The 790-nt window shown below is 45.6% G+C and carries 1 protein-coding gene; it reads right to left on the bottom strand.

Annotated features, from left to right (window positions below):
• Positions 1-640: PBECR3 domain-containing polyvalent protein (locus EAO36_RS08275; protein WP_459562063.1), on the bottom strand; the 640-nt coding region annotated here is incomplete at its 3' end.
• Between the last annotated feature and the right edge of the window lie 150 nt (positions 641-790).

The raw sequence follows: 790 nt of genomic DNA, 5'->3' as shown, positions 1-790 counted from the left end.
TAATGGGCTCTATGCCCTGCGCTCTTAAACTATCCTCAACATGGGTCAATTGCCCGTTAAGATGTCCCCTATCCTCCACCCTAATGGCCGCTCTTAAAAAGTCACTAATGGCCCCTATATCCCCCCTCTTGCGCTTAATCTTGCTCTCAATGCTCCCCACACTCTTTAAGACGCTATTGGCTTCTAAATGCGCACTAGGCTCTTTAAGCCCCTCCAACAATGTTTTAAACCCACCCTCTTGCTCTTGGGCTTGGGTGTAGAGGGTTTGGGCTTGATTCTTAAGTTCTGGGGTGGTAGGGTTAGCTCCACTGCTAGGCATATAGCCTTCAAGATCAAGGCTTGGAGTCGTGTTAGGGCGTTGGCTATGGGATAGCAGAACTTCTTTATTGAGTTGCCCCTTTAACTTCCACATATCAAAAAATCTTAACTTATCTTGCCCGCTTAAGGCTTCCTCAATCACTACCGCGTAGCCATTAATCTGTTTGGCATACACAATACGCCCACTCTCTTCTTGTATGTGTTTAAAATCGGGGCTTTTAAGATACTCTTGGTAATGGGCGATGTCCTCTAAAGTTACCGCAATTTGTCCCCGTTTGGCTTCCTTAATCGCATCGCCATGTTGTTTGAGCGTGTGTAACACTTGGTGTGCGTCAATCTCTCTTACAAGCTCTCTCTTGCCCTTAAACTTAAGACCGACACCCCTTTATTGTGGCCAAATTCTACCAAGATGAGCAGAATCGCTATTACGGGCTTTTTAGGGATATTAAGCCGATGCAAGATTATATCAACT

It is taken from the genome of Helicobacter mehlei (assembly GCF_003660265.1).
Classification (GTDB): domain Bacteria; phylum Campylobacterota; class Campylobacteria; order Campylobacterales; family Helicobacteraceae; genus Helicobacter; species Helicobacter mehlei.
The sequence above is the reverse complement of the archived record's forward strand: the minus strand, read 5'-3'. Positions and strand labels throughout refer to the sequence as shown.